Here is a 24,291-nt window from a genome sequence, read left to right as displayed (position 1 = left end):
GGAATATATAAGGCTGGCGATTTTAGCATGGCTTATCGGCGATACAGCACCTTGATGATGTGATAGCCGAATTTGGTTTTGACCGGCCCGTAAGGTTTCAGTAACGGGCAGCTAAACACGGCGGCATCAAATGGCCCCACCATCATCCCCTGTTTGAATTCACCCAAATCGCCGCCGTTGCGCCCGGAAGGGCAGCGAGAGTAGCGTTTTGCCAGGTGATCGAAGCTAATACCGCGATCCAGCTTGCTGAGGATCTCCAAAGCAAGTTTTTCTTCTTTTACCAGGATGTGCAGGGCTGCCGCGCTCTTAGCCATAGGGTTATTCTCATCAAAGGATCTCTGCCGAACACTTTACCATTTGACGGGTAAATCTCAGCCTGACTTTCTGCTACAATCCACCTCCCCGTGTTTACAGATTGAGCAATCCCCCTATGCGTTTGAACCCCGGACAACAACAAGCCGTTGAATTCGTCACCGGACCCTGCCTGGTGCTGGCGGGAGCGGGTTCCGGTAAGACGCGTGTTATCACTAACAAAATCGCGCATCTGATTCGTGAATGTGGCTACCAGGCGCGCCATATTGCCGCCGTGACCTTTACCAATAAGGCCGCGCGCGAGATGAAAGAGCGCGTGGCGCAAACGCTGGGGCGCAAAGAGGCGCGCGGGCTGATGATCTCCACTTTCCACACCCTGGGACTGGATGTCATTAAGCGTGAATATGCGGCGCTGGGGATGAAGTCGAACTTCTCGCTGTTTGACGATACTGACCAGGTGGCTCTACTTAAGGAGCTGACCGAGGGGCTAATTGAAGACGATAAGCTTATTCTCCAACAGTTGATCTCGACGATCTCCAACTGGAAAAACGATCTGATGACCCCGGCGCAGGCGGCAGCCAGCGCAAAGGGCGAGCGGGATCGTATTTTTGCCCACTGCTACGGTTTGTACGATGCACACATGAAGGCGTGTAACGTTCTCGATTTTGACGATCTGATCCTGCTTCCCACGCTGCTGCTTCAGCGTAATGAAGAAGTGCGCGAGCGCTGGCAGAATAAAATCCGCTATCTGCTGGTGGATGAATATCAGGATACTAATACCAGTCAGTACGAGCTGGTGAAGCTGCTGGTGGGGAAACGGGCGCGCTTTACCGTGGTGGGCGATGACGATCAGTCGATCTACTCCTGGCGCGGCGCGCGTCCGCAGAACCTGGTGCTGTTGAGCAAAGACTTCCCGGCCTTGCAGGTGGTTAAACTGGAGCAAAACTACCGCTCCTCTGGGCGCATTCTGAAGGCGGCGAATATTCTCATCGCTAACAATCCGCATGTGTTTGAAAAACGGCTCTTTTCCGAGCTGGGCTATGGTGCGGAGCTTAAAGTACTGAGCGCCAATAACGAAGAGCACGAAGCGGAGCGTGTCACCGGCGAACTGATTGCCCATCACTTCGTCAACAAGACACAGTACAAGGACTACGCGATTCTGTATCGCGGCAACCACCAGTCGCGGGTGTTCGAAAAATTCCTGATGCAGAACCGTATCCCGTACAAGATTTCTGGTGGGACATCGTTCTTCTCCCGTCCGGAGATTAAAGATCTGTTGGCCTATCTACGCGTACTCAGTAACCCGGACGACGACAGCGCGTTCCTGCGTATCGTTAATACGCCGAAGCGCGAGATTGGCCCGGCAACGCTGCAGAAATTGGGTGAATGGGCGATGACGCGTAATAAAAGCCTGTTTACCGCCAGCTTTGACATGGGCCTGAGCCAGACGCTGACCGGACGCGGATATGATTCACTGACCCGTTTTACGCACTGGTTGGGTGAAATTCAGCGCCTGGCAGAGCGTGAGCCCGTTGCGGCCGTACGCGATCTTATCCACGGCATTGATTACGAGTCCTGGCTGTATGAAACCTCGCCGAGTCCGAAAGCGGCAGAAATGCGCATGAAGAACGTCAACACGCTGTTTAGCTGGATGACAGAGATGCTGGAAGGCAGCGAGCTGGAAGAGCCAATGACCCTGACCCAGGTGGTTACTCGTTTTACCCTGCGCGACATGATGGAGCGCGGAGAGAGCGAAGAAGAACTGGATCAGGTGCAGTTGATGACGCTGCATGCTTCAAAAGGGCTGGAGTTCCCGTACGTATTTATGGTGGGAATGGAAGAGGGATTTTTGCCGCACCAGAGCAGCATTGATGAAGACAATATCGATGAAGAGCGTCGTCTGGCTTATGTAGGGATTACCCGCGCGCAGAAAGAGCTCATCTTTACACTGTGTAAAGAACGCCGTCAGTACGGCGAGCTGGTACGCCCGGAACCAAGCCGTTTCCTGTTAGAACTGCCACAGGATGACGTTATCTGGGAACAGGAGCGTAAAGCGGTAAGCGCTGAGGAGCGGATGCAAAAAGGGCAGGCCAGTATTGCCAATATTCGGGCGATGATGGCAAAGGCAAAAGAGAAATCGTAGGCCGGATTAGCGCGAGCGCCTTCCGGCAAATCAACGATTAACGTACTTCCAGCGGCCAGTGGACATAGCTTTGCCACTCACTTTCCTGATCGATGAGCTCTTTTCCTAGCGGGTGATGTTCCAGCCAGCCTTCAGGCAGTATTACCGTCAGATGCTCATCTCTTGCATCCAGCTGAATTTCCGGCACCAAATCATCGCGACGACGGCTGGCGAAGATGATCGCCAGCCGTAGCAAACGGCAAAGGTGCTCCGCGATGCGCGGAGGCACGGCGTTTTGCTGATGGAGCGATGAGAGATCGACCGGATTGGTCTGGTTGAGTAACAGCGTGGCTAACAGTTTTTTCTGCGCTGGCGTAAAACCCGGAAGATCGAGATTACGTACCAGATAAGCCGCATGCTGTGGCGCCTGTTTAAAATCAACGCTCAGCCCAATTTCATGCAGTTGGCAGGCGCTAATCAGCAGTTCGCGGCTAATTGCTTCCAGATGCCACTTATTTTCCACTTGATCGAGGAATTTTGTCGCTAATTTGGCAACGCGATGCGCTTGCTCTGTATCGACCATAAATCGACGCTGAATATTACGTAACGTGCGACTGCGAATATCCTGATCCACCGCCAGATGTAGCATGCCATAGACCAGCCCTTCGCGTAATGCGCCGCCGGCAAGGGTCATGCACTGAATATTCAGTTCGGTGAAAATGGCAATCAGGATCGCCAGCCCGCTGGGGAAAACCAGCGCACGTTCCAGCGTTAAGCCTTCAATTTCCAGCTCTTCCAGGCGACCACAATGAATGGCTCGCTGTTTTAGCTGCTGAAGTTTCGCCAGCGTAATGCGCTCATCCATGCCTTGCGCCATCATGATTTCCTGCAGCGCCTGGACGGTACCAGAAGCACCAACGCAGACTTTCCAGCCATGAAAACGCAGTTTGTCAGCAACCGGACGCAGCACTTCGCGCGCAGCCTTCTCGGCCTGGTCGAAGTTTTCCTGCGCCAGATTACGATCGGTAAAATACCGTTCGAGCCAGGTGACGCAGCCCATTGACAGGCTAAACAAGGACGTCGTTTGTGCGCCGGAGCCGGTGACCAGTTCAGTGCTGGCGCCGCCAATATCCACGACCAGACGCTGATCGGCCCCACCGGTAGTGTGGGCAACACCCTGATAAATCAGTCGTGCTTCTTCTTCGCCGCTAATGACCTGGACAGGACAGCCGAGGATTTCTTGAGCTTTGGCGATAAACACATCGGCATTTACGGCGATGCGTAATGTTGCCGTGGCGACCACGCGGATTTGCGGTTGAGGTATATCCTGCAGGCGTTCAGCAAACAGGCGCAGACATTGCCAACCGCGCTCCATCGCCTCTGTGGAGAGAACGTAATCGCTGTTGAGCCCAGCGGCCAGACGCACTTTGCGTTTTATACGCGTGAGCGTCTGGATGCTTCCCGCCACCTCGCGTACGACCAGCATATGAAAACTATTGGAGCCGAGATCGATTGCTGCATACAACGAGGTAGAGTTCATACACTTCATCCTTCAACCTGTATCTGTGTTGGCTGCGTTCTCTCACCCGAATCACTTACTTTAGTAAGCTCATCGGGATTCGTTTTCTTGCCGCCTTGATAAAGGCTGAATGATTTTGTGTATGGCATAACTTTTCTTAACCTGAACGACGACGATTACGCGGAGCGCCACCGGTACGACGCGGGCCATTGCCTGTGCGCGGGCGCGTCAGGCGCAGCGGCTTCGGCAGATCGGTCATTAACGCATCCGGGTTGTATTTGCTGACCGGAATCGAGTGGCCGATATAGGTCTCGATTGCAGGTAAATTCAGCGCGTATTCTTCGCATGCCAGGCTGATAGAGTGACCGCTTGCGCCAGCACGACCCGTACGACCGATACGGTGAACGTAATCTTCACAGTCATCCGGCAGGTCATAGTTAAAGACGTGCGTTACGGCTGGGATATGCAGGCCACGCGCGGCGACGTCAGTCGCAACGAGAATGTCGAGATCGCCACGGGTGAACTCATCCAGAATACGCAGGCGTTTTTTCTGCGCCACGTCACCGGTCAGCAGGCCGACGCGATGACCATCCGCAGCGAGGCTGCCCCAGATATCTTCACAACGGTGCTTGGTGTTAGCAAAGACGATGGCGCGGTCTGGCCACTCTTCTTCAATCAGCGTTTGCAATAAACGCATTTTTTCTTCGTTGGAAGGATAGAAGAGTTCTTCTTTAATGCGGTGACCTGTTTTCTGCTCCGGTTCGACTTCAACGTACTCAGCGTTATTCATCTGTTCGAACGCCAGTTCGCGAACGCGATAAGAGAGGGTTGCAGAAAACAGCATGTTCAGACGTTGGGTGGTTGGCGGCATACGACGGAACAGCCAACGGATATCTTTAATAAAGCCCAGATCGTACATACGATCGGCTTCATCCAGCACCACGACCTGAATCGCGCCCAGGTTAATGTGGTTCTGCTTTGCATAGTCAATGAGACGACCGGTCGTGCCGATAAGAATATCGACGCCGCTTTCCAGCACTTTCAGCTGTTTGTCGTAACCGTCGCCGCCATAAGCCAGGCCTAATTTCAGACCGGTGGTCTGTGCCAGCGGCTCGGCATCGGCGTGGATCTGCACGGCTAACTCACGCGTTGGCGCCATAATTAACGCACGCGGTTGGTTCACCTTGCGATCGGCAATCGCGGGATGAGAGAGAAGATAATGAAACGTCGACGTCAGGAACGCCATCGTTTTTCCGGTACCGGTTTGCGCCTGCCCTGCAACATCACGACCTGCCAGCGTTAGCGGCAGCGCGAGGGCCTGAATGGGCGTGCAGTTATGAAACCCTTTATTTTCAAGGGCTTCTATCACCTTTGGGTGCAGGGCGAAGTCGGAAAACTTCTGTTCTGTTAAATGTGTTTTGCTCATAGTGTGGTAGAATATCAGCTTACTATTGCTTTACGAAAGCGTATCCGGTGAAATAAAGTCAACCTTTAGTTGGTTAATGCTACACCAACAGCCTACACCAACACGCCAGGCTTATTCCTGTGGAGTTATATATGAGCGATAAAATTATTCACCTGACTGACGACAGTTTTGACACGGATGTACTCAAAGCGGACGGAGCGATCCTTGTTGATTTCTGGGCAGAGTGGTGCGGTCCGTGCAAAATGATCGCTCCGATTCTGGATGAAATCGCTGACGAATATCAAGGCAAACTGACGGTTGCTAAACTGAACATTGACCAAAACCCAGGCACCGCGCCGAAGTATGGTATTCGTGGTATCCCGACCCTGCTGCTGTTTAAAAACGGCGAAGTAGCGGCGACCAAAGTCGGCGCACTGTCCAAAGGTCAGTTGAAAGAATTCCTCGACGCGAATTTGGCGTAAGGAAGTCTCATGATCGGGCGACCGTACTTCGAATTGATTCGGATGACTGGACGCCCGACTTGAGTCGTGCTAAGTTAGTGTTGACTTCGTATTAAACATACCTTATTAAGTTTGAATCTGGTTACATCCCATACTTCCCGTTGTTTCTCGCGCGAGAAGTGGACAGATTCAGGGCCTTATCACTCAATCCGTCTTGTCGTTTCAGTTCTGCGTACTTTCCTGTGACCAGACAGCGAACAGACATGAGTCGATGGCCGTAAACAGGCATGGATGACCCTGCCATACCATTCACAACATTAAGTTCGAGATTTACCCCAAGTTTAAGAACTCACACCATTATGAATCTTACCGAATTAAAGAATACGCCGGTTTCTGAGCTGATCACTCTCGGCGAAAATATGGGCCTGGAAAACCTGGCTCGTATGCGCAAGCAGGACATTATTTTTGCCATCCTGAAGCAGCACGCAAAGAGTGGCGAGGATATCTTTGGTGACGGTGTGCTGGAGATATTGCAGGACGGATTTGGTTTCCTCCGCTCTGCAGACAGCTCCTACCTCGCCGGTCCTGATGACATCTACGTTTCTCCCAGCCAAATCCGCCGTTTCAACCTCCGCACTGGTGATACCATTTCTGGTAAGATTCGCCCGCCGAAAGAAGGTGAACGCTACTTTGCGCTGTTGAAAGTTAATGAAGTTAACTACGACAAACCAGAAAACGCCCGTAACAAAATCCTCTTTGAGAACTTAACCCCGCTGCACGCAAACTCTCGTCTGCGTATGGAACGCGGTAACGGTTCTACTGAAGACTTAACGGCGCGCGTACTGGATCTGGCATCGCCTATCGGTCGTGGCCAGCGTGGTCTGATTGTTGCTCCGCCGAAAGCGGGTAAAACCATGCTACTGCAGAACATCGCGCAGAGCATTGCCTACAATCATCCAGACTGTGTGCTGATGGTGCTGCTGATTGACGAACGTCCGGAAGAAGTAACCGAGATGCAGCGTCTGGTGAAAGGTGAAGTGGTTGCTTCTACCTTTGACGAACCGGCATCCCGTCACGTTCAGGTTGCGGAAATGGTCATTGAGAAGGCGAAACGTCTGGTTGAACACAAGAAAGACGTTATCATTCTGCTCGACTCCATCACCCGTCTGGCGCGCGCTTATAACACCGTGGTTCCGGCTTCCGGTAAAGTTCTGACCGGTGGTGTGGACGCTAACGCCCTGCACCGTCCGAAGCGTTTCTTCGGTGCTGCGCGTAACGTGGAAGAAGGTGGCAGCCTGACCATTATCGCGACCGCGCTGATCGATACCGGCTCTAAAATGGATGAAGTTATCTACGAAGAGTTTAAAGGTACCGGCAACATGGAACTGCATCTCTCTCGTAAGATTGCGGAAAAACGCGTCTTCCCGGCTATCGACTACAACCGTTCCGGTACCCGTAAAGAAGAGCTGCTCACCACCCAGGAAGAGCTGCAGAAAATGTGGATCCTGCGCAAAATCATCCATCCGATGGGTGAAATCGACGCCATGGAATTCCTCATTAACAAGCTGGCGATGACCAAGACCAACGACGACTTCTTCGATATGATGAAGCGTTCCTGATCCTGGTATCATCTGAAAACGCCACGTTTTTACGTGGCGTTTTGCTTTTGTAGATGTAATCTTAACGACACAATAACAATAATCCGGTATGACATACCGCCAGGCGAAGAAGGGTTGTAATTCGTATTTTGTGGTTAATAATCATACAGAACCACCTGATATGGAATCGGGTTTCTCTTCTGAATATGCGCCTCGATGGTTATACTTCATATATTGATATTCTTTGAGAGCATGTATAGTGAATTTACTGACAGCAAGTACTGATCTCATCAGTATTTTTTTATTCACAACGCTGTTTCTTTTCTTTGCCCGCAAGGTTGCGAAAAAGATAGGATTGGTGGATAAACCCAACTTCCGCAAACGTCATCAGGGACTGATTCCGCTGGTTGGGGGGATTTCTGTTTACGCAGGCATTTGCTTTACATTCCTCATCGCCGATTATTATATTCCGCATGCTACTCTCTACCTGGCCTGTGCTGGGGTACTGGTATTTATCGGTGCCCTGGATGACCGTTTTGATATCAGTGTAAAAATCCGCGCAACCGTCCAGGCCCTCATCGGCATCATTATGATGGCGGTTGGTAAGCTGTATTTGCTAAGCCTGGGGTATATTTTTGGCCCCTGGGAGATGGTGCTCGGTCCATTTGGTTACTTCCTTACCCTTTTTGCCGTCTGGGCGGCGATTAATGCCTTCAATATGGTTGATGGCATTGATGGTCTGTTAGGCGGATTATCCAGCGTTTCCTTTGCCGCGATGGGGCTTATTCTGTGGTTCGATGGTCAGACAAGTCTGGCTATCTGGTGTTTTGCCATGATTGCCGCCATCCTGCCTTATATCATGCTAAACCTGGGGATTCTCGGACGTCGCTATAAAGTCTTTATGGGCGATGCGGGAAGTACGCTGATTGGCTTCACGGTAATTTGGATCCTGCTGGAGACTACACAGGGGAAAACGCATCCTATTAGCCCGGTCACTGCACTGTGGATTATCGCCATTCCGCTAATGGATATGGTGGCGATTATGTATCGTCGTTTACGTAAAGGCATGAGTCCTTTCTCCCCGGATCGCCAACATATTCATCACTTGATCATGCGCGCTGGGTTTACCTCCCGACAGGCTTTTGTCCTGATTACGTTGGCTGCAGCGATTCTGGCTGCTATCGGCGTACTGGCCGAATATTCCCGAGTTGTTCCGGAATGGGTGATGCTGGTGCTCTTTTTACTGGCATTTGTTTTATACGACTATTGTATTAAACGTGCCTGGAAGGTAGCGAGATTTATCAAACGCTTAAAGCGCAAGCTGCGTAGAAATCGTGAAAGTAAACCAAACTTAACCAAATAAATTGAGGGTACGATGACACAACCATTACCGGGGGAACACGCCATGAGCGCTGAAAATGAACTGGATATCCGTGGGTTGTTTCGTACCTTGTGGGCAGGGAAGGTGTGGATCGTCGGTATAGCGCTCGCCTTCGCGCTAGCCGCTCTCGCCTATACGTTTTTTGCTCGTCAGGAGTGGAGTGCTACGGCGATTTCAGACCGGCCAACGGTCAATATGTTGGGTGGTTACTATTCTCAACAGCAGTTTTTGCGTAACCTGGATATTAAGGCTAGCCTCGCATCTGCGGACCAGCCGTCGGTGATGGACGAAGCCTACAAAGAATTCATCATGCAGCTTGCCTCCTGGGATACGCGCCGTGAATTCTGGCAGCAGACTGATTACTATAAGCAGCGTATGGTGGGTAACAGTAAAGCCGATGCGGCAATGCTGGACGAACTGATTGGTAACATCCAGTTTATGCCTGGCGATGCGTTACGCAATACCAATGACAGTGTGAAGCTGATTGCGGAGACGGCTCCTGATGCCAACAATCTGCTGCGTCAGTATGTCGCCTTTGCCAGCCAGCGTGCGGCGCGTCATCTGAACGAAGAGTTAAAAGGGGCCTGGGCTGCGCGCACCGTGCAGATGAAGGCGCAGGTTAAGCGCCAGGAAGAAGTGGCGAAATCGATATTCTCTCGCCGTGTTCATAGTATTGAACAAGCACTCAAAATTGCCGAACAGCATAACATTTCTCGTACTTCCACCGATGTTCCTGCTGATGAGTTGCCGGATTCTGAACTGTTCTTGCTCGGACGCCCTATGCTGCAGGCGCGACTCGAAAACCTACAGTCCGTTGGTCCGGACTTTGATCTGGACTACTTCCAAAACCGAGCCATGCTTAACACACTGAACGTTGGGCCAACTCTGGATCCTCGTTTTCAGACCTATCGTTATTTGCGTACGCCGGAAGAGCCGGTAAAACGCGATAGTCCGCGCCGTGCCTTCCTGATGATTATGTGGGGCATCGTTGGGGCTCTGATCGGTGCTGGCGTCGCATTAACCCGTCGCCGCGCGATTTAGCAATACCGTTGCAGTGAGGGGCTGGGCCCTCACTGCCAATCCGAAGAGAATCGATGTGAAAGTACTGACTGTATTTGGCACGCGACCGGAGGCTATAAAAATGGCACCTCTGGTTCATGCGTTGGCAAAAGATCCTGATTTTGAGGCGAAAGTTTGCGTCACGGCGCAACATCGGGAGATGCTCGATCAGGTGTTGAACCTCTTTTCCATAGTACCTGATTACGATCTCAATATTATGCAGCCAGGTCAGGGGTTAACAGAAATTACCTGCCGAATCCTTGAAGGATTAAAGCCAATTCTGGCTGATTTCAAACCTGATGTGGTGCTGGTCCACGGTGATACCACGACCACGATTGCCACCAGTTTGGCTGCGTTTTATCAGCGCATCCCGGTGGGGCATGTCGAGGCAGGTTTACGTACCGGCGATCTCTACTCTCCCTGGCCGGAAGAGGCGAACCGTACGCTGACCGGGCGTCTGGCTATGTATCATTTTGCGCCAACAGAAAACTCGCGGCAAAATTTGTTACGGGAAGCTATTCCTGATAATCGTATTTTCGTTACCGGCAATACGGTTATTGATGCGTTGATCTGGGTACGCGACCGCGTACTGGCGAGTGATGCTTTGCGGGCTGAACTGGCAGAACATTACCCTTTCCTGAACGCTGACAAAAAGATGATCCTGGTGACCGGTCATCGCCGGGAAAGCTTCGGTCGCGGTTTTGAGCAAATTTGCCACGCGCTGGCGGAAATTGCCGCGGCTAATCAGAATGTGCAGATTGTCTACCCGGTACACCTGAATCCTAACGTCAGCGAGCCGGTCAACCGCATCCTGGGTCACGTTGAAAACGTGATTCTGATTGAACCGCAGGACTACATGCCGTTTGTCTGGCTGATGAATCACGCCTGGCTGATCCTGACCGATTCCGGCGGAATTCAGGAAGAAGCTCCGTCCCTGGGGAAACCTGTGCTGGTGATGCGCGAAACAACGGAACGGCCTGAAGCCATTACCGCAGGCACTGTACGTCTGGTGGGAACTGACCCACAGCGTATCGTAGAAGAAGTCACGCGTTTGCTGCATGACGACAATGAATATCAGACCATGAGCCGTGCCCATAACCCATATGGTGACGGGCAGGCGTGTGGCCGTATTTTACACGCGTTAAAAAATAATCGGGTATCGCTATGAGTTTTACGACCATTTCTGTCATTGGGCTGGGTTATATCGGACTGCCAACGGCGGCTGCCTTTGCTTCCCGTCAAAAACATGTAATTGGCGTAGATGTAAATCAACATGCGGTGGATACCATTAATCGCGGCGAAATTCACATTGTTGAGCCCGATCTGGGCGCTGTGGTGAAAACGGCGGTCGAAAACGGATTTCTTCGTGCAACCATCACTCCCGTAGAAGCTGATGCATATCTGATTGCTGTGCCTACCCCATTCAAGGGAGAGCATGAACCCGATATGGTCTACGTTGAAGCTGCGGCTAAGTCTGTCGCGCCGGTGCTGAAAAAAGGCGCATTAGTGATACTTGAATCGACGTCACCTGTCGGGGCAACTGAACAGATAGCCGCATGGCTTGCAGAAATGCGGCCAGACCTGACGTTCCCGCAGCAGGTCGGTGAACAGGCCGATGTGAATATTGCTTATTGCCCGGAGCGCGTGTTGCCAGGCCAGGTCATGGTTGAACTGATTAAAAACGACCGCGTGATCGGCGGGATGACTTCCGTCTGTTCCGCGCGCGCCAGTGAGCTGTATAACATCTTCCTTGAGGGCGAATGTGTCGTAACCAACGCCCGCACCGCGGAAATGTGTAAGCTGACTGAGAATAGCTTTCGCGACGTCAATATCGCCTTCGCGAATGAATTATCGTTAATTTGCGCCGATCAGGGGATTAACGTCTGGGAACTGATCCGCCTGGCAAACCGTCATCCGCGTGTAAATATTCTGCAACCCGGACCGGGCGTTGGTGGGCACTGTATCGCGGTCGATCCGTGGTTTATCGTGGCGCAGAACCCGCAGCAGGCGAAACTGATCCGTACCGCACGCGAGGTTAATGATGGTAAGCCTCATTGGGTCGTCGAGCGGGTAAAAGCCGCTGTAGCCGACTGTCTGGCAGATACCAACAAACGGGCCAGCGAAGTGAAAATCGCCTGCTTTGGTTTGGCTTTTAAACCGAATATTGATGATTTGCGTGAAAGTCCGGCGATGGGAATTGCGCAGAGTATCGCGCATTGGCACAAAGGTGAAATGCTGGTGGTGGAACCGAATATCCATCAACTGCCGAAGAAACTGGACGGCATTTGCCAACTGGCGACACTAGACGGAGCGCTGGCAAGCGCCGATGTGCTGGTCATGCTGGTCGACCATAATGAATTTAAAGCCATTAAAGGCGATGCGGTTCTTCAGCAGTACATCGTTGATACCAAAGGGGTCTGGCGCTAATGAAACGAATTCTGGTTACCGGTGGCGCGGGGTTTATCGGCTCGGCGGTTGTACGGCATATTATTCATGAGACCCAGGATGCGGTGGTTGTGGTCGATAAGCTGACCTATGCCGGCAACCTGATGTCATTGACGCCGGTTGCACAGAATGACCGTTTTGCCTTTGAAAAAGTCGATATCTGCGATCGGGCATCGCTCGACAAGGTGTTTCAACAATACCAGCCAGACTGCGTGATGCATCTGGCGGCAGAAAGCCATGTCGATCGCTCCATTGATGGTCCGGCTGCCTTTATCGAAACCAATATTGTGGGCACCTACACGTTGTTGGAAGCGGCGCGCGCTTACTGGAGTGCATTGGCCGGCGAGAAAAAATCGGCGTTTCGCTTCCACCATATCTCAACTGATGAGGTGTATGGCGATCTCCATTCGACGGATGATTTCTTTACTGAAAGCACGCCGTATGCGCCGAGTAGCCCTTATTCCGCGTCGAAAGCCAGCAGCGATCATCTGGTACGCGCCTGGCTGCGAACCTATGGCCTGCCAACGCTTATTACCAACTGCTCTAACAACTATGGTCCCTATCATTTCCCGGAAAAACTCATTCCGCTGATGATCCTCAACGCATTGGCTGGGAAACCGCTGCCGGTATACGGCAATGGCCAACAGATCCGCGACTGGTTGTACGTAGAAGATCATGCCAGGGCGCTCTATTGCGTGGCAACAACGGGCGCGATTGGGGAAACCTATAATATTGGTGGTCACAATGAGCGTAAAAACCTGGACGTTGTCGAAACGGTTTGCAGCCTGTTGGAAGAGCTGGCGCCGCAAAAACTACAAGGCATTGCACAGTACCGAGACTTGATCACTTTTGTTGACGATCGCCCGGGCCATGATGTGCGATATGCCATTGATGCGTCGAAAATTGCGCGCGAATTGGGCTGGATGCCGCAGGAAACGTTTGAAAGCGGAATGCGCAAAACCGTGCAGTGGTATCTGGATAATCAGGCATGGTGGAAACCCGTGCAGGATGGCAGCTATCAGGGCGAACGTTTAGGTCTGAAGGGCTAACAGCCTGGTTTTGGCTCCCGGAGGAGACAACGCATGAAAGGTATCATTCTGGCGGGCGGCTCAGGTACTCGCCTGTATCCCATTACGCGTGGCGTATCGAAGCAGCTATTGCCCATTTACGATAAGCCGATGATTTACTATCCGCTATCAGTGCTAATGCTGGCGGGGATTCGCGAAATTCTGATTATTACCACGCCGGAAGATAAAGGTTACTTCCAGCGTTTGTTAGGCGATGGCTCAGAGTTCGGCATTGAACTGCACTATGCCGAGCAACCCAGCCCGGATGGATTAGCTCAGGCATTTATCATTGGTGAAACGTTCCTTAACGGGGAGCCGTCATGTCTGGTATTAGGGGATAATATCTTCTTTGGGCAGGGCTTCAGTCCAAAACTACGACATGTAGCCGCCCGAACAGAAGGTGCGACGGTGTTTGGTTACCAGGTGATGGATCCCGAACGTTTTGGTGTTGTGGAGTTTGACGACAATTTTCGCGCTATCTCTCTGGAAGAGAAGCCGAAAGCACCGAAATCTAACTGGGCGGTAACCGGCCTCTATTTCTATGACAGCAAAGTGGTGGAATACGCAAAACGCGTGAAACCTTCTGAGCGTGGAGAACTGGAGATTACGTCGATCAACCAGATGTATCTCGATGACGGGCATCTGACGGTAGAATTGCTGGGGCGTGGCTTTGCCTGGCTGGATACCGGGACGCATGACAGTTTGATCGAAGCGAGCACGTTTGTGCAGACGGTAGAAAAACGTCAGGGCTTTAAAATAGCCTGTCTGGAAGAGATCGCCTGGCGTAACGGTTGGCTGGATGACGAAGGCGTGAAGCGTGCTGCCAGTTCGCTGGCTAAAACGGGTTATGGCCAATATTTGCTGGAGCTGCTCCGTGCTCGTCCGCGCCAGTATTGAGCCGCTTAGCTGGGAAAATACGTTTTTTGGCGTGAATAGCGCCATTATACGTTTTGACCAACACGCGCCGGTTCTGACGGTGGATGCGTTAAGTCGCTGGTCGCGGGTACAGGCAAAAATTCCTGCCGCAAATACCCATGAAGTAGATGCCTTGCAGCAGTTGGGTTTCTCACTGGTCGAAGGCGAAGTGGATTTTGTGCTGCCTGTGGCGTATGCCAGCGGCAACACTGACGCGCAGATCGCACAGACTACGGATATCCCGGCATTACGCCGCCTGGCGGCCCAGGCGTTCGCGCAAAGTCGTTTCCGCGCTCCGTGGTATGCCGCAGATGCCAGTTCGCGTTTTTATGCGCAGTGGATTGAAAATGCGGTGCTGGGGACGTTCGATCATCAATGTCTCGTTTTACGCACGCCGACAGGTGAAATTCGTGGTTATGTCTCACTGCGCGAACTGAATGCGACCGAGGCGCGAATAGGCCTGCTGGCGGGACGTGGCGCAGGCGAAGAACTAATGCTGGCTGCGCTTTGCTGGGCGCAGGCCCGCGGTAAAACAACATTGCGCGTGGCAACCCAAATAGGCAACACCGCCGCGCTTAAACGTTACATAGACAGTGGTGCGAATGTGGAAAGCACCGCGTATTGGTTATACAGGTGACACGATGATTCCATTTAATGCACCACCGGTGGTGGGAACTGAACTCGATTACATGCAGTCTGCGATGAACAGCGGCAAACTGTGTGGCGACGGCGGCTTTACCCGCCGCTGTCAGCAGTGGCTGGAGCAGCATTTTGGCAGCGAGAAAGTTCTGCTGACGCCATCTTGTACCGCATCGCTTGAGATGGCGGCATTGCTGTTGGACATTCAGCCTGGCGATGAAGTCATCATGCCGAGCTACACATTTGTCTCCACAGCCAACGCATTCGTTCTACGTGGGGCGAAAATCGTCTTTGTTGATATCCGTCCGGATACCATGAACATTGACGAAACGCTGATTGAAGCGGCGATCACCGATAAAACCCGCGCTATTGTGCCGGTACATTACGCGGGCGTGGCCTGTGAAATGGATACCATTATGGCGCTGGCCAGCAAACATAACCTGTATGTGGTTGAAGATGCGGCGCAGGGCGTGATGTCGACCTACAAAGGTCGGGCGCTGGGGACGATTGGTCATATCGGCTGCTTTAGCTTCCATGAAACCAAAAACTACACCGCAGGCGGTGAAGGCGGCGCGACGCTGATTAATGATAAAAAATTAGTCGAACGTGCCGAGATAATTCGGGAAAAAGGGACGAACCGTAGTCAATTTTTCCGCGGCCAGGTAGATAAGTATACCTGGCGCGATATCGGCTCCAGCTATCTGATGTCCGATCTGCAGGCTGCCTATCTGTGGGCGCAACTGGAAGCGGCTGACCGTATTAACCAGCAACGTTTGGCGCTGTGGCAGAATTACTATGATGTCCTCGAACCGCTGGCGCGTGCCGGACGTATTGAGCTGCCTGCTGTCCCGGAAAACTGTGTGCAGAACGCGCATATGTTTTATATCAAGCTGCGCGATATCGACGATCGCACCGCGTTAATTAACTTCCTCAAAGAAGCTGAAATTATGGCGGTGTTCCACTATATTCCGCTGCATGATTGCCCGGCTGGCGATAAATTTGGCGTCTTTGCCGGTGTGGATCGTTACACCACCAAAGAGAGCGAGCGCCTGCTGCGTTTACCGCTGTTCTATAACCTGTCGCCGGTTAATCAGCGAACGGTAATTTCGACCTTACTCAATTACTTCGCCTGATATGTCGCTTGCTAAAGCGTCCTTATGGACGGCGGCCAGTACGCTGGTAAAAATTGGGGCGGGTTTGCTGGTGGTGAAACTATTGGCCGTCTCCTTTGGCCCGGCAGGTGTGGGTCAGGCGGGAAATTTTCGCCAAATGGTTACCGTGCTGGGCGTGTTGGCGGGGGCCGGCATTTTCAACGGCGTCACGAAATACGTTGCGCAGCACCATGACGATCCGGCCCGGCTCCGTAAGGTGGTCGGTACATCTTCTGCTATGGTGCTGGGATTCTCTACGCTGATGGCGGCGATTTTCCTACTGGCGGCCGCGCCTATTAGTCAGGGGTTGTTTGGCCATACGCATTATCAGGGTCTGGTTCGACTGGTTGCGCTGGTGCAGATGGGCATCGCCTGGGCGAATCTGCTGCTGGCGCTGATGAAAGGCTTCCGCGATGCGGCAGGCAACGCGCTGTCGCTGATTGTGGGTAGTCTGGTGGGCGTAGTAGCTTACTATGGCTGCTATCGCCTGGGGGGATATGAAGGCGCCTTGCTGGGTCTGGCCCTGGTGCCTGCGCTGGTCGTTATCCCTGCCATCATTATGCTGCTTAAGCGTGGGACTATTCCGCTGCATTACCTGAAGCCCTCGTGGGACCATGGTCTGGCAGGGCAGCTAAGCAAGTTTACGCTGATGGCGTTGATTACCTCTGTGACGCTGCCTGTGGCATACGTGATGATGCGAAACCTGCTGGCGGCGCAATACAGCTGGAATGATGTAGGGATCTGGCAGGGTGTCAGCAGTATCTCCGATGCCTATCTGCAATTTATTACCGCTTCATTCAGCGTTTACTTGTTGCCGACGTTGTCGCGGCTGACCGAAAAGCGCGACATTACCCGCGAGGTCATTAAGTCGCTGAAGTTCGTGCTGCCGGCGGTTGCCGCCGCGAGCTTTACCGTTTGGCTATTGCGTGATTTTGCGATCTGGTTGCTCTTTTCCGCAAAATTCACCGCCATGCGCGACCTGTTTGCCTGGCAACTGGTCGGCGATGTACTGAAAGTTGGCGCTTACGTTTTTGGTTATCTGGTGATCGCGAAAGCATCGCTGCGGTTTTATATTTTGGCTGAAATTAGCCAGTTCATGTTATTGACGGCGTTTGCCCACTGGCTGATCCCGGCACATGGTGCTCTGGGCGCAGCGCAGGCGTATATGGCAACGTACATCGTCTATTTTTCTCTTTGTTGTGGCGTGTTTTTACTCTGGCGTAGGCGGGCATGACTGTACTGATTCACGTTCTGGGATCGGATATCCCTCACCATAACCACACCGTGCTGCGGTTTTTTAACGATTCGCTGGCTGCGACGAGCGAGCACGCGCGCACGTTTATGGTTGCAGGCCAGGATGCTGGATTCAGTGAGAACTGCCCGGCGTTATCGCTGAGTTTCTACGACGGGAAAAAGGCGCTGGCCCAGGCGGTTATTGCGAAGGCGAAAGCGGATCGCCAACAGCGCTTCTTCTTTCATGGCCAGTTCAACACCAGCCTGTGGCTGGCGCTGTTGAGCGGGGGAATTAAACCGGAGCAGTTTTACTGGCACATCTGGGGCGCGGATTTATATGAAGTTTCCAGTGGGCTGAAATTCCGCCTGTTTTACCCGATTCGCCGCATGGCGCAGAATCGCGTGGGTTGCGTGTTTGCCACGCGCGGCGATTTACGTTATTTCGCCGAGCAGCATCCGCACGTTCGTGGCGAGCTGCTCTATTTCCCAACGCGGATGGATCCCTCGCTCAATAATATGAGCAGTGAAAGTCAGCGCAGCGGTAAGATGACGGTGTTGGTTGGCAACTCTGGCGATCGCAGCAATGAGCATATTGCCGCGCTACGTGCTGTTCACCAGCAGTTTGGTGACACGGTGAATGTGATAGTGCCGATGGGGTACCCTGCGAATAATACGGCCTATATCGACGAGGTTCATGAGGCGGGTCTGGCACTATTTAGCGCTGATAATTTGCAAATATTGCGTGAAAAACTGGAGTTTGATGCCTATCTGGCACTATTGCGCCAGTGCGATCTGGGCTACTTTATTTTTGCCCGTCAGCAAGGGATCGGCACCTTATGCTTGTTGATCCAGGCCGGTATCCCGTGCGTGCTCAACCGTGAAAATCCTTTCTGGCAGGATATGGCAGAGCAAAATATCCCGGTCCTGTTTACGACAGATCAACTCAATGAAGGTCTCGTACGCGAAGCGCAGCGCCAACTGGCGTTGGTAGATAAAAATATGATTACCTTCTTTAGCCCGAATTATCTGCAGCCGTGGCATCACGCGCTGCGCATTGCTTCAGGAGAAACCAAATGAGCCTGATGCAATTCAGCGGTCTGCTGGTGGTCTGGCTGCTCTCCACTTTGTTTATCGCCACGCTAACCTGGTTTGAATTCCGCCGCGTGCGTTTTAACTTTAACGTCTTTTTCTCGTTGCTGTTTTTGCTGACGTTCTTCTTCGGGTTCCCGCTGACCAGTATCCTGGTGTTCCGTTTTGATGTGGCGGTAGCACCACCGGAGATCCTGCTGCAGGCTTTGCTGTCAGCCGCCTGTTTCTATGCCGTTTACTACGTGACGTATAAAACGCGCTTACGTAAGCGCGTAGAGGATAAGCCGCGCAGGCCGCTTTTTACCATCAATCGCGTTGAAGCCCATTTGACCTGGGTTATCCTGATGGCGATTGCGCTGGTGAGCGTGGGCGTCTTCTTTATGCACAATGGATTCCTGCTGTTCAGACTGCAATCCTACAGCCAGATTTTTTCCAGTGAAGTCTCTGGAGTGGCGTTGAAGCGCTTCTTCTACTTCTTCATTCCGGCAATGTTGGTGGTCTACTTCCTGCGTCAGGACAGCAAAGCGTGGCTGTTCTTCCTGGTAAGCACCGTCGCGTTTGGCTTATTGACCTATATGATTGTGGGTGGAACGCGCGCCAATATTATTATCGCGTTTGCCATTTTCCTGTTTATCGGCATTATTCGCGGTTGGATTTCGCTGTGGATGCTGGCCGCCGCAGGCGTGTTGGGCATCGTCGGTATGTTCTGGCTGGCGCTGAAACGCTACGGGATGAACGTGAGCGGTGACGAGGCGTTCTATACGTTCCTGTACCTGACGCGTGATACCTTCTCGCCGTGGGAAAACCTGGCGCTGTTGCTGCAGAACTACCACAATATTGAGTTCCAGGGGCTGGCGCCGATTGTCCGTGATTTCTACGTCTTTATCCCTTCCTGGCTGTGGCCTGGGCGCCCGAGTATCGTACTCAACTCCGCGAACTACTTTACCTGGGAGGTGTTGAACAACCACTCGGGGCTGGCGATTTCGCCCACGTTAATTGGTTCGCTGGTGGTGATGGGCGGGGCGCTGTTTATACCGTTAGGTGCGATTGTCGTCGGGTTGATCATTAAATGGTTCGACTGGCTATATGAATTAGGTAACCGTGAAACCAATCGCTACAAGGCGGCCATTTTGCACAGTTTCTGTTTTGGCGCCATTTTCAATATGATCGTTTTGGCACGTGAAGGACTGGATTCGTTTGTCTCGCGAGTGGTCTTTTTCCTCGTGATTTTTGGCGTTTGTCTGCTGGTGGCAAAACTGCTGTTCTGGCTATTCGATAGCGCGGGACTTATCCATAAACGAATTAAATCGCAGCCCCAGACACAGATTGAAGGATCGTAATGACAGATAACACAACTGCGCCACTCTATTCGCTGCGCGGGTTACAACTGATTGGCTGGCGTGATATGCAACACGCGCTAAATTACCTGTTTGCCGAAGGCCGCCTCAGGCCTGGGACGCTGGTGGCTATCAATGCCGAGAAAATGCTGACGGCAGAAGATAACCCTGAAGTGCGGGATCTGATTAACGCCGCTGAGTTCAAATATGCGGATGGCATTAGCGTGGTGCGTTCGGTGCGTAAAAAATTCCCGCAGGCGCAGGTTTCACGCGTAGCGGGGGCCGATCTCTGGGAAGCACTAATGGCGAGAGCCGGGCAGGAGGGAACGCCTGTTTTCCTGGTGGGCGGCAAGCCTGAGGTTCTGGCGCAAACCGAAGCCAAACTGCGTGCGCAGTGGCGCGTGAACATCGTGGGTAGTCAGGACGGTTATTTTACGCCGGAGCAGCGTCAGGCGTTGTTTGAACGTATCCACGCCAGCGGCGCGCAAATGGTGACGGTGGCGATGGGGTCGCCGAAACAAGAAATTTTTATGCGTGATTGCCGGAAGATCCACCCTGAAGCGCTGTATATGGGGGTGGGGGGGACCTACGACGTCTTTACCGGTCACGTTAAGCGTGCGCCTAAACTCTGGCAAAATCTGGGGCTGGAGTGGCTGTATCGCTTACTGTCACAGCCGAGCCGTATCACCCGTCAACTTCGTTTGTTGCGCTATCTCCGCTGGCACTATACCGGCAACCTCTGACGCTCTCTCCTCTGATAAGTAGCGTGATCTGCTAATCACGCTACTTTTTCACAACATAATCGCTGCTTTCTCGCACAATCTATTCATTTTTTGAATGCTTTAATTGCCATTTAAGCGATTTTAGGAAACCATTCGCAACAATCATTACAGTGCCGTGGTGTTTTTGGCGCCAACCGTTAAGCGGTCGGTGCCGTATGGCCTGTTATGGAATAACAAGATGTACCCATAACGAGAACCGGTAATACCGGACAGCATGCAAACACATCAAGAGGATTTATGGCCGAGAACAAACCTGAGCTACAGCGTGGGCTGGAGGCTCGTCACATCGAATTAATTGCCCTTGGAGGCACTATTGGCGTCGGACTGTTTATGGGCGCCGCCAGTACTCTGAAATGGGCGGGACCTTCGGTCCTGCTGGCGTATATCGTCGCCGGGCTGTTCGTGTTTTTCATTATGCGTTCCATGGGGGAGATGTTATTCCTCGAGCCGGTTGCCGGTTCATTTGCTGTTTACGCGCACCGTTACATGAGTCCCTTCTTTGGCTATCTCACCGCCTGGTCATACTGGTTTATGTGGATGGCGGTGGGGATATCAGAGATTACCGCCATCGGGGTGTACGTACAGTTCTGGTTCCCGGAAATGGCGCAATGGATACCCGCCCTGATTGCTGTCGGGCTGGTCGCGCTGGCAAACCTCGCCGCGGTTCGCCTGTATGGTGAAATTGAATTCTGGTTTGCCATGATCAAAGTGACCACCATCATTGTGATGATCGTCATTGGGTTAGGGGTAATTTTCTTCGGCTTTGGCAACGGTGGGCAGGCGATTGGTTTTGGCAACCTGACCGAGCATGGCGGCTTCTTTGCTGGCGGCTGGAAGGGCTTCCTGACGGCATTGTGTATTGTTGTGGCTTCCTACCAGGGCGTGGAGCTGATCGGTATTACGGCGGGTGAGGCGAAGAACCCCCAGGTCACGCTGCGTAGCGCGGTGGGGAAGGTGCTGTGGCGTATCCTGATTTTCTACGTCGGTGCGATCTTTGTTATCGTCACTATTTTCCCGTGGAATGAGATTGGCAGCAACGGTAGCCCGTTTGTTCTCACTTTTGCCAAGATTGGTATTACCGCTGCGGCAGGGATTATTAACTTTGTGGTCCTGACGGCGGCGCTGTCAGGCTGTAACAGCGGCATGTACAGCTGTGGGCGTATGCTCTACGCGCTGGCAAAGAATCGCCAGCTACCAGCCGTTGTGGGAAAAGTCTCTCGCCATGGCGTGCCGGTTGCTGGTGTGGCGATTTCTATCGCGATCCTGCTGATTGGTTCGTGCCTGAACTACATCATTCCCAATCCGCAACGGGTGTTCGTTTATGTCTATAGCGCCAGCGTGTTGCCGGGGATGGTGCCGTGGTTTGTGATCCTGATAAGCCAGTTGCGTTTCCGTCAGGCGCATAAAGCGGCGATCGCCAGTCATCCTTTCCGCTCGATTTTGTTCCCGTGGGCGAATTATTTGACGATGGCATTCCTGATTTGCGTATTAATCGGCATGTACTTTAATGAAGACACCCGAATGTCGCTGTTTGTTGGCATTATCTTCATACTGGCCGTGACGCTCATTTATAAGGTGTTTGGCCTGAATCGTCATGGCACAGCCCATAAATTGCGGGAATAAGCGACAAAACGCACAAACCATGACCAAACGATAATTTATTTTAAAAAAGCACTAGACAGAAGACCGAGACCTCCGTAATATCCAGCCCCGCAACGGCGCTAAGCGCCCGTAGCTCAGCTGGATAGAGCGCTGCCCTCCGGAGGCAGAGGTCTCAGGTTCGAATCCTGTCGGGCGCACCATTTAGTCAGGTGCCGGAGCTGCGGTGGTTTTAATACCGCGTAAAAGATTTGCAGTGGTGGCTATAGCTCAGTTGGTAGAGCCCTGGATTGTGATTCCAGTTGTCGTGGGTTCGAATCCCATTAGCCACCCCATTAATTTAAAGTTGTGAAATGCGAAGGTGGCGGAATTGGTAGACGCGCTAGCTTCAGGTGTTAGTGTCCTTAGGATGTGGGGGTTCGAGTCCCCCCCCTCGCACCACGACTTAAAGAATTGAACTAAAAATTCAAAAAGCAGTAAAACGGCGAGTAGCGCAGCTTGGTAGCGCAACTGGTTTGGGACCAGTGGGTCGGAGGTTCGAATCCTCTCTCGCCGACCAATTTTGAACCCCGCTTCGGCGGGGTTTTTTGTTTTCTGATTTCCCTTCACAGCCCTTATTCCCGCGAATTACCTCAAGTCTGAAAAAGTTAGAATCCCTGGTTTTTGCAGTGCAATCGTGGCATGCGTTGTGCGATAATATACGGGTAGATGCTCATTCCATCTCTTATGTTCGCCATCAGGCCTCATAAACTCAGGAATGATGCAGAGCCGTTTACGGTGCTTATCGTCCACAGACAGATGTCGCTCAGGCCTCATCAAACACCATGGACATAACGTTGAGTGAAGCACCCATTTATGTTGTCATACAGACCTGTTTAACGCCTGCTCCTTACCGAGCGGGCGTTTTTTTATGCATTCCGAATGATTTTGTGTAGACGGTAGGCCCGGTAAGCGAAGCGCCACCGGGCAAGAGAGAATTACTGTGGGGGATTGTTATTCTGCAGGGTCAACATCAGGCCATCACGACGCATGGTGGCGGCTTCTTCCGGCTGATGCAGTCTGTCCAGTGCGTCAGCAAGCCAGGCGTAGTCGTAGGCGTCCGGGCGCTGTTTGAGCGCCGCACGGAAGGCGAGCGTGGCTTCCTGCCATTCACCATGCTTCATTAACGATTGCCCCAGTGTGCTCCACAGCAACGGGCGATCGCCAACGGCCTTAATCTGCTGGCGCAGCACTTTTTCTATCTGTTCCGGGTTGTTGGTTTTCAGACGTGGGATCGGCAGCACCAGACGGTCGTCATACTGACGTTTCAGACCGTCAATGATGACCTGCTGCGCCGTATCGTGATCGTCGCACTCAATCAGATGTTCAGCCATCGCTACCTGCAGGGCAACCTGATGACGGGTTTTACGATTCTGGTTTTTCCACCAGGCACGTAGCCCCTCACTGCCCTGATCGGCGCGAACCTGATCCATCAGACCCACCCATGCCTGTTGTTCCAGTACAGCGCGATGCTCTTCATCACCCACATGCGCTTTAGCCATAGATGGAATGATATCCAGTAACGAACTCCATGCGCCGGTGCGAATGTAAGCCTGCTCCGCCAGACGCAGCACTTCCGGATGACGCGGCGTCACCTCCAGCAGTTTATCTACGCTGTGGCGTGCGGCGTGATTTTCATTACGCGCCAGTTGCAGACGAACGCGAGCGATTTCTACCGGGATCGTATCATTCCCGGCCAGTTCAGCTGCACGCTCAAGGTGTTGATTCGCGCGCGCTTCATCACCACGTTGTTGGGCCGCTTCTGCCGCCAGCAGGTAATTCACGACCGGTTGTTCTGCATGATCGGCGTTTTTCGACATCAGCTTTTCAACCTGCTGATAATCGCCTTCCGCCAGTTTGAGCAGCGCTTGTTCGGTCTGCTTGCGGGCGCGACGACGCTTACGGCCGACAAACCATCCGCGAGTATGCGCGCCGGTGCGGAAAATTCGGCGCAGCAGCCATTCAATCGCAAACAGGGCAACCATCGCGACGATCAGGATGATCACCAGGCCCGTCACGCTGGTCTCAATGTTGTAATTATCAGTTTGGATCAGCACGTAGCCCTGATGACCGGCAATCATTGGACCAACGACGATCCCGGCGATCAACAGCACAAAGAGCAATAATACTTTTAGCAT

General features: G+C 52.6%; 21 protein-coding genes and 4 tRNA genes. 21 read left to right on the top strand and 4 right to left on the bottom strand.

Annotated features, from left to right (window positions below):
* Nucleotides 1–32: 32 nt before the first annotated feature.
* Nucleotides 33–314: a peptidylprolyl isomerase PpiC gene (ppiC, locus tag ACVXHP_RS21925; RefSeq protein WP_038634595.1), complete on the bottom strand. Its 282-nt coding sequence runs from the start codon at nt 312–314 to the stop codon at nt 33–35.
* A gap of 116 nt (nt 315–430) precedes the next feature.
* Between ppiC and rep the strand changes: the two genes are divergently transcribed.
* Nucleotides 431–2,455: a DNA helicase Rep gene (gene rep, locus ACVXHP_RS21920; protein WP_200009520.1), complete on the top strand. Its 2,025-nt coding sequence runs from the start codon at nt 431–433 to the stop codon at nt 2,453–2,455.
* A 37-nt stretch (nt 2,456–2,492) separates the two neighbouring features.
* Here rep and gppA read toward each other — a convergent pair whose 3' ends face one another.
* Complete coding sequence (gppA, locus tag ACVXHP_RS21915) at nt 2,493–3,974, bottom strand: guanosine-5'-triphosphate,3'-diphosphate diphosphatase (protein WP_200009519.1); 1,482 nt, start codon at nt 3,972–3,974, stop codon at nt 2,493–2,495.
* A 136-nt stretch (nt 3,975–4,110) separates the two neighbouring features.
* Nucleotides 4,111–5,379 carry an ATP-dependent RNA helicase RhlB gene (rhlB, locus tag ACVXHP_RS21910; RefSeq protein WP_003829013.1) on the bottom strand — a complete coding sequence of 423 codons (1,269 nt, stop codon included), beginning with the start codon at nt 5,377–5,379 and terminating at the stop codon, nt 4,111–4,113.
* A gap of 131 nt (nt 5,380–5,510) precedes the next feature.
* On the opposite strand from rhlB, the gene trxA reads away from it, so the two are divergent.
* The 20 genes from trxA to ACVXHP_RS21810 all read left to right on the top strand — a co-directional run bounded on the left by trxA (nt 5,511) and on the right by ACVXHP_RS21810 (nt 22,673).
* Entirely contained in the window at nt 5,511–5,840 is a 330-nt protein-coding gene (gene trxA, locus ACVXHP_RS21905; RefSeq protein ID WP_001280776.1) for a thioredoxin TrxA, read from the top strand.
* Between the two features lie 158 nt (nt 5,841–5,998).
* Complete coding sequence (locus tag ACVXHP_RS21900) at nt 5,999–6,100, top strand: rho operon leader peptide (RefSeq protein WP_110496374.1); 102 nt, start codon at nt 5,999–6,001, stop codon at nt 6,098–6,100.
* Between the two features lie 78 nt (nt 6,101–6,178).
* A complete protein-coding gene (rho, locus tag ACVXHP_RS21895; protein ID WP_002437993.1) occupies nt 6,179–7,438 on the top strand; it encodes a transcription termination factor Rho in 1,260 nt (419 codons plus the stop codon).
* Between the two features lie 238 nt (nt 7,439–7,676).
* Entirely contained in the window at nt 7,677–8,780 is a 1,104-nt protein-coding gene (gene wecA / locus ACVXHP_RS21890) for a UDP-N-acetylglucosamine--undecaprenyl-phosphate N-acetylglucosaminephosphotransferase (protein WP_447572197.1), read from the top strand.
* Nucleotides 8,781–8,792: 12 nt separating this feature from the next.
* The gene (gene wzzE, locus ACVXHP_RS21885) at nt 8,793–9,839 is read left to right on the top strand and encodes an ECA polysaccharide chain length modulation protein (protein WP_447572196.1); all 1,047 of its coding nucleotides are present in this window, start codon (nt 8,793–8,795) and stop codon (nt 9,837–9,839) included.
* A gap of 55 nt (nt 9,840–9,894) precedes the next feature.
* Entirely contained in the window at nt 9,895–11,025 is a 1,131-nt protein-coding gene (gene wecB / locus ACVXHP_RS21880) for a non-hydrolyzing UDP-N-acetylglucosamine 2-epimerase (protein WP_304702955.1), read from the top strand.
* Nucleotides 11,022–12,284, top strand: coding sequence for a UDP-N-acetyl-D-mannosamine dehydrogenase (gene wecC, locus ACVXHP_RS21875; protein WP_447572195.1), 1,263 nt, complete (start codon nt 11,022–11,024; stop codon nt 12,282–12,284). The genes wecB and wecC overlap by 4 nt, the downstream gene beginning before the upstream one ends.
* Entirely contained in the window at nt 12,284–13,351 is a 1,068-nt protein-coding gene (gene rffG / locus ACVXHP_RS21870; RefSeq protein ID WP_447572194.1) for a dTDP-glucose 4,6-dehydratase, read from the top strand. Before wecC ends, rffG begins: the two co-directional genes overlap by 1 nt.
* Before the next feature lie 33 nt (nt 13,352–13,384).
* Entirely contained in the window at nt 13,385–14,266 is an 882-nt protein-coding gene (gene rfbA, locus ACVXHP_RS21865) for a glucose-1-phosphate thymidylyltransferase RfbA (protein WP_038634554.1), read from the top strand.
* Entirely contained in the window at nt 14,244–14,921 is a 678-nt protein-coding gene (gene rffC, locus ACVXHP_RS21860; protein WP_447572193.1) for a dTDP-4-amino-4,6-dideoxy-D-galactose acyltransferase, read from the top strand. The genes rfbA and rffC overlap by 23 nt, the downstream gene beginning before the upstream one ends.
* 4 nt (nt 14,922–14,925) lie before the next feature.
* On the top strand, nt 14,926–16,056 hold the full coding sequence (gene rffA / locus ACVXHP_RS21855) for a dTDP-4-amino-4,6-dideoxygalactose transaminase (protein ID WP_447572192.1): 1,131 nt from the start codon (nt 14,926–14,928) through the stop codon (nt 16,054–16,056).
* 1 nt (nt 16,057) lies between these two features.
* Nucleotides 16,058–17,308 (top strand): lipid III flippase WzxE, encoded by a 1,251-nt coding sequence (wzxE, locus tag ACVXHP_RS21850; RefSeq protein WP_316130465.1) that lies wholly within the window; start codon nt 16,058–16,060, stop codon nt 17,306–17,308.
* Nucleotides 17,305–18,384 carry a TDP-N-acetylfucosamine:lipid II N-acetylfucosaminyltransferase gene (locus ACVXHP_RS21845; protein ID WP_447572191.1) on the top strand — a complete coding sequence of 360 codons (1,080 nt, stop codon included), beginning with the start codon at nt 17,305–17,307 and terminating at the stop codon, nt 18,382–18,384. The genes wzxE and ACVXHP_RS21845 overlap by 4 nt, the downstream gene beginning before the upstream one ends.
* Nucleotides 18,381–19,736: an ECA oligosaccharide polymerase gene (gene wzyE, locus ACVXHP_RS21840; protein ID WP_447572190.1), complete on the top strand. Its 1,356-nt coding sequence runs from the start codon at nt 18,381–18,383 to the stop codon at nt 19,734–19,736. The genes ACVXHP_RS21845 and wzyE overlap by 4 nt, the downstream gene beginning before the upstream one ends.
* Nucleotides 19,736–20,476, top strand: a complete 741-nt coding sequence (wecG, locus tag ACVXHP_RS21835) for a lipopolysaccharide N-acetylmannosaminouronosyltransferase (protein WP_447572189.1) — start codon at nt 19,736–19,738, stop codon at nt 20,474–20,476. The genes wzyE and wecG overlap by 1 nt, the downstream gene beginning before the upstream one ends.
* 276 nt (nt 20,477–20,752) lie before the next feature.
* The gene (thrP, locus tag ACVXHP_RS21830) at nt 20,753–22,138 is read left to right on the top strand and encodes a bifunctional threonine/serine APC transporter ThrP (protein WP_304702965.1); all 1,386 of its coding nucleotides are present in this window, start codon (nt 20,753–20,755) and stop codon (nt 22,136–22,138) included.
* Nucleotides 22,139–22,240: 102 nt separating this feature from the next.
* Nucleotides 22,241–22,317, top strand: a tRNA-Arg gene (locus ACVXHP_RS21825).
* Between the two features lie 56 nt (nt 22,318–22,373).
* Nucleotides 22,374–22,449, top strand: a tRNA-His gene (locus ACVXHP_RS21820).
* A 20-nt stretch (nt 22,450–22,469) separates the two neighbouring features.
* Nucleotides 22,470–22,555: transfer RNA gene (locus tag ACVXHP_RS21815), tRNA-Leu, on the top strand.
* 41 nt (nt 22,556–22,596) lie between these two features.
* Nucleotides 22,597–22,673: transfer RNA gene (locus tag ACVXHP_RS21810), tRNA-Pro, on the top strand.
* 418 nt (nt 22,674–23,091) lie between these two features.
* On the opposite strand, the gene hemY is transcribed toward ACVXHP_RS21810, so the two are convergent.
* A complete protein-coding gene (gene hemY, locus ACVXHP_RS21805) occupies nt 23,092–24,291 on the bottom strand; it encodes a protoheme IX biogenesis protein HemY (protein ID WP_200009527.1) in 1,200 nt (399 codons plus the stop codon).

The organism is Citrobacter freundii complex sp. 2025EL-00176, from assembly GCF_053309355.1.
This window is presented reverse-complemented; position numbering and strand designations above follow the sequence as displayed.

Coding starts and splice junctions, on each gene's coding strand:
- ACVXHP_RS21845 (WP_447572191.1), top strand. CDS start 17,305: ATGACTGTACTGATTCACGTTCTGGGATCGGATATCCCTCACCATAAC.
- ppiC (WP_038634595.1), bottom strand. CDS start 314: ATGGCTAAGAGCGCGGCAGCCCTGCACATCCTGGTAAAAGAAGAAAAA.
- rho (WP_002437993.1), top strand. CDS start 6,179: ATGAATCTTACCGAATTAAAGAATACGCCGGTTTCTGAGCTGATCACT.
- trxA (WP_001280776.1), top strand. CDS start 5,511: ATGAGCGATAAAATTATTCACCTGACTGACGACAGTTTTGACACGGAT.
- rfbA (WP_038634554.1), top strand. CDS start 13,385: ATGAAAGGTATCATTCTGGCGGGCGGCTCAGGTACTCGCCTGTATCCC.
- wecC (WP_447572195.1), top strand. CDS start 11,022: ATGAGTTTTACGACCATTTCTGTCATTGGGCTGGGTTATATCGGACTG.
- wzzE (WP_447572196.1), top strand. CDS start 8,793: ATGACACAACCATTACCGGGGGAACACGCCATGAGCGCTGAAAATGAA.
- rhlB (WP_003829013.1), bottom strand. CDS start 5,379: ATGAGCAAAACACATTTAACAGAACAGAAGTTTTCCGACTTCGCCCTG.
- rffG (WP_447572194.1), top strand. CDS start 12,284: ATGAAACGAATTCTGGTTACCGGTGGCGCGGGGTTTATCGGCTCGGCG.
- wzyE (WP_447572190.1), top strand. CDS start 18,381: ATGAGCCTGATGCAATTCAGCGGTCTGCTGGTGGTCTGGCTGCTCTCC.
- wecG (WP_447572189.1), top strand. CDS start 19,736: ATGACAGATAACACAACTGCGCCACTCTATTCGCTGCGCGGGTTACAA.
- gppA (WP_200009519.1), bottom strand. CDS start 3,974: ATGAACTCTACCTCGTTGTATGCAGCAATCGATCTCGGCTCCAATAGT.
- hemY (WP_200009527.1), bottom strand. CDS start 24,291: ATGCTAAAAGTATTATTGCTCTTTGTGCTGTTGATCGCCGGGATCGTC.
- rffA (WP_447572192.1), top strand. CDS start 14,926: ATGATTCCATTTAATGCACCACCGGTGGTGGGAACTGAACTCGATTAC.
- wzxE (WP_316130465.1), top strand. CDS start 16,058: ATGTCGCTTGCTAAAGCGTCCTTATGGACGGCGGCCAGTACGCTGGTA.
- rep (WP_200009520.1), top strand. CDS start 431: ATGCGTTTGAACCCCGGACAACAACAAGCCGTTGAATTCGTCACCGGA.
- thrP (WP_304702965.1), top strand. CDS start 20,753: ATGGCCGAGAACAAACCTGAGCTACAGCGTGGGCTGGAGGCTCGTCAC.